This window comes from Arthrobacter sp. CAN_A214, from assembly GCF_015751955.1.
Classification (GTDB): domain Bacteria; phylum Actinomycetota; class Actinomycetes; order Actinomycetales; family Micrococcaceae; genus Arthrobacter_D.
The window spans coordinates 1-8,526 of record NZ_JADOUU010000049.1; the positions used below are offsets into that span (position 1 = coordinate 1).

Annotated in this window: 10 protein-coding genes; 3 read left to right on the top strand and 7 right to left on the bottom strand. The window is 60.1% G+C overall.

From position 1 onward, the window contains the following. The first annotated feature begins 283 nt into the window (after positions 1-283). Positions 284-817, top strand: a complete 534-nt coding sequence (locus tag IWX65_RS16660) for a hypothetical protein (RefSeq protein WP_196884663.1) — start codon at positions 284-286, stop codon at positions 815-817. Between the two features lie 980 nt (positions 818-1,797). On the opposite strand, the gene IWX65_RS16665 is transcribed toward IWX65_RS16660, so the two are convergent. Continuing rightward, the gene (locus tag IWX65_RS16665; protein WP_196884665.1) at positions 1,798-2,574 is read right to left on the bottom strand and encodes a GAF domain-containing protein; all 777 of its coding nucleotides are present in this window, start codon (positions 2,572-2,574) and stop codon (positions 1,798-1,800) included. Positions 2,575-2,798: 224 nt separating this feature from the next. Between IWX65_RS16665 and IWX65_RS16670 the strand changes: the two genes are divergently transcribed. Further along, a complete protein-coding gene (locus IWX65_RS16670) occupies positions 2,799-3,530 on the top strand; it encodes an ANTAR domain-containing protein (protein ID WP_196884666.1) in 732 nt (243 codons plus the stop codon). A 295-nt stretch (positions 3,531-3,825) separates the two neighbouring features. On the opposite strand, the gene IWX65_RS16675 is transcribed toward IWX65_RS16670, so the two are convergent. From IWX65_RS16675 to IWX65_RS16700, 6 genes are all read right to left on the bottom strand, one after another. After that, positions 3,826-4,032, bottom strand: a complete 207-nt coding sequence (locus IWX65_RS16675) for a hypothetical protein (protein WP_196884668.1) — start codon at positions 4,030-4,032, stop codon at positions 3,826-3,828. A 161-nt stretch (positions 4,033-4,193) separates the two neighbouring features. Beyond that, positions 4,194-4,388, bottom strand: a complete 195-nt coding sequence (locus tag IWX65_RS16680; RefSeq protein ID WP_196884669.1) for an excisionase family DNA-binding protein — start codon at positions 4,386-4,388, stop codon at positions 4,194-4,196. A 335-nt stretch (positions 4,389-4,723) separates the two neighbouring features. After that, positions 4,724-5,119 carry a hypothetical protein gene (locus IWX65_RS16685; protein WP_196884671.1) on the bottom strand — a complete coding sequence of 132 codons (396 nt, stop codon included), beginning with the start codon at positions 5,117-5,119 and terminating at the stop codon, positions 4,724-4,726. 92 nt (positions 5,120-5,211) lie between these two features. Next, the gene (locus IWX65_RS16690) at positions 5,212-5,661 is read right to left on the bottom strand and encodes a cupredoxin domain-containing protein (protein WP_196884673.1); all 450 of its coding nucleotides are present in this window, start codon (positions 5,659-5,661) and stop codon (positions 5,212-5,214) included. 69 nt (positions 5,662-5,730) lie between these two features. Then, positions 5,731-6,462 (bottom strand): cupredoxin domain-containing protein, encoded by a 732-nt coding sequence (locus tag IWX65_RS16695; protein ID WP_196884675.1) that lies wholly within the window; start codon positions 6,460-6,462, stop codon positions 5,731-5,733. 280 nt (positions 6,463-6,742) lie between these two features. Next, positions 6,743-7,027 (bottom strand): hypothetical protein, encoded by a 285-nt coding sequence (locus IWX65_RS16700; protein ID WP_196884677.1) that lies wholly within the window; start codon positions 7,025-7,027, stop codon positions 6,743-6,745. 318 nt (positions 7,028-7,345) lie between these two features. Here IWX65_RS16700 and IWX65_RS16705 point away from each other — a divergent pair, with 318 nt between their 5' ends. Further along, positions 7,346-8,119 carry a CHRD domain-containing protein gene (locus IWX65_RS16705; RefSeq protein WP_196884679.1) on the top strand — a complete coding sequence of 258 codons (774 nt, stop codon included), beginning with the start codon at positions 7,346-7,348 and terminating at the stop codon, positions 8,117-8,119. Positions 8,120-8,526: the final 407 nt, after the last annotated feature.

The window sequence follows — 8,526 nt, forward strand, 5'->3', positions numbered from 1 at the left end:
TGATCGGTACTCACTGACCATCGCACGATGGCTCACTACGTCGCCTACGCAACGCTCAACAGCGGAGAACTACACCACTCCACGGGACGTAACCCATCCTTATACGGACGTGCCTACGGGAGCTCATCAGGGGCTCACCAAGTTATCGTGCTTGTCGGGTCGGCGTCCTTCGTCGTGTAGGTCCTGCTGTCTTCCTGCCTTGGATGGTCAATACTTCGCTACCCTTATTCTCGGCCGATCGCCGTGATTGCAGCCAACCGTAGGACTCCGTTACCGTTTCGTTATGGAAGATATCACTGAAGAAGTCAGGCTTACCCCTGCACCCGAAGTGGTTACAGGGCTGATCAATCTGATTGTGACCTCGCCCTGGCCAAAGGGCGAGGGCGAGCGAGGCGAGTATTTCCAGCGGCTCGGGTTCCTTGCCGCCGAAAGCCCTGCGGACTTGCCCGACTCTCCCTCCAACGCTGGAGGAGAACTTCTAGCCACCGGAATGGGTTTCACTGAGGGGTCCTGGATGTCCTTCAGAGGTGGTCTTTTGTCGATCGATCTTTTCCTCTATAAAGGCCTGCAGGGCACCAGAACGCTCACCGTCACGGGGTACCATGCGCTTCAATCTCAGCTTGCCGGGATATACGGCGCACCCTTGAATGAGTCATTGGCCTCCGGCGAACACCCGTCCTCAACCTGGCACATTCAGGACATCTCCATCGAGCTGTACTCCCATCTGGATCGGACCCCGGTGGTGCAGCTCAAAGCGAGTCATATCCAGCGGAACGCTTCTTACAAAGATTTCACTACTTCCCTCTCTCAAAATTGATTCCAAGGCACCAGGATCAGAACCAGGATTGGCTCCGATACGGTCGCTTCGGGCCCAACCCTGCAGTGCTGCTGTTTCCAGTAACAACCTTCCCCTGCCACCAGTCCGCAATCTGCAATCCGCAGTCCGCAGTCCGAGGATGAGATGCTGGTTGCTGCCGGTCGCGGGAGCATGGAGGAGTTGCATCGGTCGAGTTCTCGAGCCAGGGAATCTCTTGTCTAGATCCGATCGGCGGTCACTGCTTGGACCGCACTATATTGGGTTAGGTCGGTTTGTGGCCCTGTTGATGGGCGTTAAGTTTGCGCAGGCTTTCCCAACGGCGTTGGACCTGTTGGCGCAGCACGCTGTTTGCTTCACGGTGTTGAGATGACCACTGCCCGTACGGGTTCTCCTTGTTCGCACGCTTCGCGTGCCTAGCGGTGGATGGTCGGGCCTTGGATTCATGAGATAGATCCATAATCCAGTATCTGTTCACTTCAAGCCGCCACACCAGCTTGCCTGAGCGGCTAATTGATAACGAGGCTTCTCAGTTGCCGACCTAGCCATCAATGATCGCATCGAGAAAAGGTGCCAGAACGGCACGGTCCGACCGAAGAGGTCGATGGCGGCACCGTCAGCAGGCACCTATGTGGTGTAGCCAGTCGAGGGCTTTTGTGGAGCTTTCGAATCACCCGACCGGATACGGAAGCTTGTGCACGGCATGGGGATGCTCAATCAGCACATGCTGCCGCATCAACAGGATCACCTTGCAGTGCTCCGAGTCGTCGCAGCTGAAACACTGAAAGATCCCTGAGTCTGTTGCGGTGATTGCAACACCCAGTGGATGGGTACACAAGGAACAATCTTCCTATCAGGGATTTTTCACTGAGCGACTCCTGACCGAATTCGACGACAGGGACAGGCGATGCACTGCGCGTCACCACATCGGACTACCTACCTTCGACGGTGCATGGTTTCTCAATCCCAGCAGGCGATTGCCGTTAGGGGTTGATTTCGTGTTGAGCGGCTTTGGCGAGTTCCCGCAGGGCTTCTTCGTCCTCTGCCGTGAAGCCGCGGGGCTTTTGGTCGATGACGCACAGGGTTCCGATGGTCCACCCGCCGGGTCCTCTTAGTGGATAGCCGGCGTAGAAGCGAATGTACGGCTCACCGGTAACGAGAAGATTCTTGCTGAACCTTTCATCGGTCATGGCGTCATTGACCACGAGGAGACCCGCATTGCGGATCGTGGTGTTGCAGAACGAGATTTCCCTCGGCACATTCTGGGTTAACGGTCCAATCAGTGATTTGAGGAATTGCCGGTGGTCATCGATCAGGGAGACGATCACGGTGCTGACCTGGAAGTGTTCCTTTGCCTGTCGGGTGATCCGGTCGAATCGCTCCTCATTGGGGCTGTCCAGGAGTTGCGTCCGGGTCAGAGCATCCAATCGTTCCTCCTCGGCTTCTGCCGGGGTGAGCAGGAACGCCCCCGCAGCGCCCAGTTGCTTGCGAACCTCATCGCGTGAGTCCTGTGGTTCGCCGTCCTGGCTGGAGGGAACTCGCACTGCGGAGGAAGTGTTCTCGAGCAATTCGTTGGCTGCAGCGGCGAGGAGGTCGCGCTCCAATGCGGGCAGGACCAGTGCACCGTTGATGTAGGCGTCGATCTCGCTCTCCGACAACGCACCTCCGAACCCGAAGTAGCCGACCCACAGTTCGCCCAGCGGGACAGCGGCTTGGGTGAGCGCTGCACGAGTCCGGTCTTGCTGCGTTCGCTCATCCACGACAAAACCTCCACTTTGCTATCGAAAATCCCTGTCTAACCATGCCGACACTCCAGATGAAGACGCAACAATGGTCAGCACGCTTACCACTCGACGGTATCGCACCCTGCAGATAGGAGACGAGGTAAACCCCGAAGTGGGATCAAGGGTGCTGGTGTGATGACAGGAAAGTGGCTCTTCATCGGTGGGGTCTCGACCGGTTCGTGACCTTCTAGAGTGTCTGTATGGGAGATAACACCAGTGAGGGCTCAATAGCGGCGCGATTTCAGGAGGTGATCCTCGTCTCGGACACCCTGAAGTTCTACCTGGAAGGATTCGCTGGCCACGCCGCGACCGTGCTCGAAGGCTCCGCCGAGGTGTTGTGCGCCGTTACCTTGAAGCGGGACCAGCAGGTGGCCACCGTCGCGAGCAGCAGCCTTGAGGCCAAGGCGCTCGATGAAATTCAGTACGGGTATGGTGAAGGTCCTTCCTTGCACGCCATCGACACTGGGAAAACCGCCGTCGTCGCGGATATCCGGACTGACACGCGGTGGCCGGACTACTTCGACGCCATCGAAGCCCAGGGCTATTACTCAGTGCTCGGCGTGCCCCTGATCCGCGGGGATGACGGTGGTGTCACCGTCAACCTGTACGCCCGGGAACCACATGTGTTCACTCCACGGACCATCGAACGGATCGAGTCCTACGTCGCTGAAGCGTCATTGACCCTGCAACTGGCGCTGCGGTTATCAGATCACGAAAAAACGTCCGCTCACCTCCGGGCTGCCATGGAATCGCGAACCAACATCGATATCGCCGTAGGTATCGTCGTCGCCCAAAACAGGTGCAACCCGACCGAAGCGATTAGAATCCTGCAGCGCGCCTCCAATGGCCAGAACATCAAGCTACGCACCCTGGCCGAACAACTCGTCACCTCAGTCGGCACCACCCGTGCGGAAACCCATTTCATCAACTGAGATCCGGCCCGGACATCGGCGGCCCTGGCCGAAACCGCACTCCCCCGAAATCACTGCTTAGTCCTGCCGCCTGCAGGTCATGTAAGCACCGGCACAGCACAGACGGCTCCGCGCGTTGCAACTCGTCGCCCTGAGTATCTGGTGAGGCGCGCGACAGCATCAGCACCGGACGTATCGCTCATCAACTTCGACCGTGGAGCAGGTCAAAAAATACCTCTCCTCACTTCTGGCTTCCTGCGCTGGTCCGCGTTGAAGGCCGCCCGGGCGTCAGGGCTCAGGGCTCAGGGCTCAGGGCTCAGGGCTCAGGGCTCAGATTGACGATCGTGGTCATATCGACCAGAACCGTGTACGGCTTCTCGTCCCCTGTCTCAGTACTGATATCCAGTACGGATAGGGCGTCCGTTTCGCTGATGACCACCGACGGTTCCCACGTCAGGTCAAGCATGCTGTCACTGGCTGCAATGAGCCAGGCCTTGCCGTCTGCTGCCGATACCCGCTTCATCCATTTCCCCCGAATCGATGATTTCTATTCTTGCCCGCGCCGTCAGTTCTCAGGACCACCCGACGCGACAGCGCTATGCAACGTCCTGACCCTGAACGCCACCACCAGTGGCAAGGCTCCTAACGAACATCAATGCCTTCGGCACGACGACGAGCGGTGTATCAGTGTCCAGGGTTGACGGACTCTAGGTATTGCTGCACCGCCGTCTCCGGTCCCCGGTAGGAGCGGCCGAACCGGACACCATTCATCGCAGCGGACTGCACCAGGCGATACACCGTCATTTCAGAGACCCGCATCCTGGCGGCTATCTCCGAAACGGTCAGAAGGTTCGTCGCCATCGGTCTGTTTTGTGCCATCGCTGCCCCTGCTTCTCGAGTACGGTTCAAAACAGAAACAAGAGATACAAGGCGAACCGCGCGGAGCAGCACCCGAAAAGTCCATAGCGTTGTGCTGAGGCCCGCTCCCGCACCATCTACCACGTAGCTCAACCAGAACATGAGCATTTATGCCGTCGTATGCATAAGCGTGCAGACTTGAGCGTCGCTGAAGCATCGACTTACGCGGCACATATGAACGGCCATTCTGCGGTGGCGCAAGCAAAGCCTGCAGAGAGCCGCCGTCTGCAGTGGTTCATCCGCCTGTGAGTGAAGCACGTCCTTGCCGCGTACTGCGCCCCCCTGACCCGCATGAACTATTCGTGGTGTCGGTTCCGGCGCAGGAGTGCGTATCCAATGATCGCGAGGAACCCTGCGACAGCTTCTGCCATTGCGGTCAGGGTTTTCTTCGCGTACCAGACGGGTTCATACATGGAGGGGATCGGTCCGATCGCCGGGACTTGGACGTACCGGTACAGGACCACGGCTGCCAGCGCCGAAAGCGCCACGGCCGCAGCAACTGCATAGGAGGGGCGGTCTCCCCGGATCAGGACGTACAAAGCAGCCAGGACGGCGATGACGGCCTGGATCCGGAAGAGGTTACCGCCCCCGATACCGCCTGGATAGGCTTGCTGGAATCCGGGGGCGAGCTGGAAATGGATGACCGCGCTGAGGATCAGGCCTGCGGCGGTGAGCACCCGCAGGGCAATCATCACCGACCGATTACGCGGCTCTCCTGTGGGGGCTGAGCCCGGTTCCCCGGCGAATTCAGCCCTCCTGTTGGGTGCAGCGCGGCCTGGCTCACTCATCCGATGACCAAAGTTCCGGACATTTCAGGGTGATAGGTGCAGATCACGGCGTACTCGCCGGCCTCCTCGGGGGCGGTGAAGGTCACTGTCTCGCCGGCGGGCACATCGACGTCGAACCCGCCGTCATCTTCCGCGGTGACCGTGTGCGGGGCGTCGTCCTCGTTGGTGACTGTCACTTCAGCACCCGGTGCGATGGTTTCGGGCATCATGTACTCGAAGTCCGTGATGGTGATCATTGCCTCCTCCTCCGGTGCTGCTTCCGCCGAGGCCGACCCCGAAGCGGAGGTACCGGCGCCGGTGGTGGCCGCCGCTGATTCCGGTGCCGCGGCCTCGCTTGCCGCGCTGGTCGCCTCCGACGTGCTGGATTCAGCATCGGACCCACACGCGGTGGTACCGGTAAGGACCGCGGCGAGCATCAAAGCTGATATTCCGTAACGTACCTTCATGGTTTCTCCTTGAAAATAGTGAGCCCGTTGAGCATGACTGGCGAACTGTTGAACCGGTTAGTGAACCGATTAGTTGGTGTGGTTGTGGCGGCGGACGGCGTAGGTTCCACCGGCTGCGGCCAGGAGAACCAGTCCCCCACCGAGAGCAATGAGTGTTGATCCCCCGCTGGTGCTTTCGTTCATGGCTCCGGTGTCGGCGCCGCCCCTGGGAACAGCGTCCATCTGGTCCATTCCGCTGTGTCCTGCACTGCCTGGCTTCGCCGCTTCAGGAGTCGGTGCCGCCGGGGCTGGTACTGCCGGTGTTGCGGGCGCTGCCGGGGCTGGGGCCATGGCTTCAGCACCGACGGTCAGGATGCCTCGCATGTTGCCGTGGAATTTACAGAAAAACCCGTAGCTCCCGGCACTGCTCGGGGCGGTGAAGGTCGCGCTTTGCCCCCCGGGGACGGTGATGTCGAAGGAGCCATCATCGGCGGTGACGGTGTGGACTTCGGTGTCATTGTTGGTCACGGTGATCTCACCGCCCGGATTCACGGTGCCTGGCCCCGAGAATACAAAGTTATCGATGCTGATGGACATCTGCCCAGTGGTCATCGCCGGTACAGCCTGGGAGACCGGGCCGGGGGAGGCCACCGCTACCCCTGCCGATCCGATTCCCGCTCCGCCGATCAGGGCTGCGGTAAAAGCGACGCTAAGAACTTTTTTGCTCGAGATCATGATGAGGCCCTCCGGCGAGGCGTCTAGGGAGACAACTTTCGGTGCGTCAGTGAAGTCGACGCACCATTGCCATAAAACCTCCACCACATGACATTCGTCACGTAGGGCCCGGCGGATTGGCTTTTCGTTCGACCGACCATATTTGGAGCGCCCAAAATGGTCCAGTCCGCAGGACGCACCGCCATCATAGAGCCTCACCTTGCGCGGTGCTGTCATGACAAAAGCGCCGGAGAACACGCGGTGGAGGCCGCTAATTGTGTTTTCCGACGCTTTCGACCGGGTGAATGTTCCGGCCATCAATCACTCGCACATGAAGATAACTAAGACACTACGCCCCCTGTCTGGGCTTTACCTGACGGTAAGTCCGTTATTTTCTCAACTGTCGTCTCTGGTGAAGGAGCGCATCGACGTCCTCGAGGTCCCGGACCGCGGTGCACAGCAACCCCTGAGCGTCCTCCTGATCGGCGTGCACCCCGGGCACCGGCCCTGGTTCGCTCCCGGCGTGCAGGGCATTGACCTCCTCGCATGTGAGGCGGGCGTCGAACATCTGCTGCACACAGCAATCGCGGAGTGCTTCAAGATCGCTCTCCTTCTGCTCGCGCGCTGCGACCCGTCGGAACCCGACATCGCGGTCCGCTTCAAAAATGGTCATACTCCAAACCTCCCTCGCCAGTAGCGACCGGTCACTTCTGCACCACATTTCCGATGCCCGTTACCTCTTCTACCGGAACCGCCTTTTTGGCAGTTTGATCCTCTCCATGAGTATCACGTGCCTTATTCGTCGCACGAGAAAGCTATTCAGCGGAGCGAATGTCTGCTTACAGTGAGGACAAGCACCATGACATCACGGGTGCTGGGGTCCGGGGTAGTTGTGGGGGAAAACCAATCCACGCCGCGGAGTGCTCCGAATCACTATTCGAGCGTGTCCGACCAGGACGCGCGCTCACCGCACAGTGAAGGAATTATTCTCATGAACAAGGCAATGCGCTTCCTTGCAGTTCCCACCCTCGCCCTCGGCGCCCTGGCCATGGCATCGTCGCCGGCCATGGCAGCAGATGAGTCCTACTCCTCGACCCTGGGCCAGCTCAGCGGCACCACCGGTTCGGGCACGGTCACCGTCGACGTCACCGGCGACAAGGCCCATGTCAACCTGCAGGTTTCCGGTCTCGCCGAGACCTTCATGGACGCACCCTACCCCCACGTCCAGCACATCCACGGCGGAGCCCTGGGTGAGTGCCCCACCACCGCTGATGACGCCAATGGCGACGGAATCCTCAGCACCACCGACGGTGCTGCTTCCTACGGTGGAATCCTCACCACCCTGACCACCTCCGGTGCAACGACCCCGGCCGAGGGCCTGAACCTCGCGCTCGGCGGCCAGGGCGGCAGCTACACCATCGACCGTGAAATCGACCTCGACGCCGCAACCAAGGCCTCCCTCGAAGCCGGTACCGCCGTCGTCGTCGTCCACGGCCTGGACCCCGCCACCGTCACCGCCACGACAGAGGCCTTCAGCGCACCCAGCGACCTGGAGCCCTCACTTCCCCTCGGCGCCACCTCACCGGCACTGTGTGGAACCCTCGTAGCCTCACAGATGGGCGACATGCCAGCAGGCGGCGCCGACACCGGCGTCGCCCAGGAAACCGGTTCCAACACCGCCATCCTCGCCCTCGGTGGCGGCCTGGTCCTGGCAGCAGCAGCCGGCGGAACCTTCATGGTCCGCCGCAGCAACGCCAAGGCATAACCGAAAAACAGCACCACAGCACCACAGCAGAACGGACTGATCGAACCATATTCCTCCAACGATCAATCCAACCCAGCGACCGCCGCAGAAGCCCTAACCCCTGCGGCGGTCGCTCTTTTAACGCTCACCGGCCGCGCCGTCGCGAACCTGGTTCATCAGAACCGCGCCTACAAAACCGTGGCCGCCATGACGCAGGAACTCAATGACGCCGCGGTTACCCCGCCGGCCCGAAGTGGTACGTACTGAATCGGAAAAATCCTGCAGACCGTGGATTTCAAGACCTCGACCAGGGTCCTGAACCGGTAGCCTCGACTAGGGCGTGTCTGCTAAATATCCGGCTTGTGATGTTGGAAGCTGGATGGATGGTTCGTTCGGATGTGATTCCAGATGAGTTGTGGACGGTTGTT

What these genes read in the sequence shown, in the direction of transcription:
- IWX65_RS16660 (WP_196884663.1), top strand. Translation starts at nt 284, where the DNA reads ATGGAAGATATCACTGAAGAAGTCAGGCTTACCCCTGCACCCGAAGTG.
- IWX65_RS16670 (WP_196884666.1), top strand. Translation starts at nt 2,799, where the DNA reads ATGGGAGATAACACCAGTGAGGGCTCAATAGCGGCGCGATTTCAGGAG.
- IWX65_RS16675 (WP_196884668.1), bottom strand. Translation starts at nt 4,032, where the DNA reads ATGAAGCGGGTATCGGCAGCAGACGGCAAGGCCTGGCTCATTGCAGCC.
- IWX65_RS16680 (WP_196884669.1), bottom strand. Translation starts at nt 4,388, where the DNA reads ATGGCACAAAACAGACCGATGGCGACGAACCTTCTGACCGTTTCGGAG.
- IWX65_RS16685 (WP_196884671.1), bottom strand. Translation starts at nt 5,119, where the DNA reads ATGATTGCCCTGCGGGTGCTCACCGCCGCAGGCCTGATCCTCAGCGCG.
- IWX65_RS16690 (WP_196884673.1), bottom strand. Translation starts at nt 5,661, where the DNA reads ATGAAGGTACGTTACGGAATATCAGCTTTGATGCTCGCCGCGGTCCTT.
- IWX65_RS16700 (WP_196884677.1), bottom strand. Translation starts at nt 7,027, where the DNA reads ATGACCATTTTTGAAGCGGACCGCGATGTCGGGTTCCGACGGGTCGCA.
- IWX65_RS16705 (WP_196884679.1), top strand. Translation starts at nt 7,346, where the DNA reads ATGAACAAGGCAATGCGCTTCCTTGCAGTTCCCACCCTCGCCCTCGGC.